The organism is Candidatus Frankia nodulisporulans (assembly GCF_902806475.1).
In the GTDB taxonomy this organism is placed as follows: domain Bacteria; phylum Actinomycetota; class Actinomycetes; order Frankiales; family Frankiaceae; genus Frankia; species Frankia umida.
Window position 1 is genome coordinate 1 of the sequence record NZ_CADCWS010000555.1, and the last position, 461, is coordinate 461.

The following is a 461-nucleotide window of genomic DNA, read 5'->3' on the forward strand; positions in this document are numbered from 1 at the left end:
ATCCGCACCTGGACGTTGGACGACACCGCCGTCCAAGCCCTGCCGGTCTCGGTATGGCACGCCGACACCACAGCGCCGCCGCCAGACCCAGGCCACGGGGAGCGGCACCTGATGCTGGTCACAGACCCGGCGGACCAGTCCGGGCCGGCGACGAACCGGGACCGGGTCCTGCACGCCGTCCGCGACGGCGCCCGCACCGGCCAGGAGATCGGCGCGGCCACCGGGCTGCACAAGGGCACCGTCAGCCGGACCGTCACCGCCCTCCTCACCGCCGGCCAGCTCGCCCGCACCGCCGCCGGCATCCTCACCACCAGCACCGGAGAGGTGTCGGCATGAGCCGCAAGCAGTGGACCTGCACCCCCGCAGCAGCAATGACGGTCGTGTCGATGGCCCTGACCCTCGCCGTCGTCATCGGCTGGCTCGGCTCGTTGATGCCCTGGCCGGTGGCCACCGTCGTCGGG

The 461-nt window shown here is 73.3% G+C and carries 1 protein-coding gene; it reads left to right on the forward strand.

Translation table 11 applies throughout. The features are described from left to right. On the forward strand, positions 1–336 hold a 336-nt coding region (locus G6R24_RS21385), incomplete at its 5' end, for a MarR family transcriptional regulator (protein WP_225438907.1). Positions 337–461 lie beyond the last annotated feature (125 nt).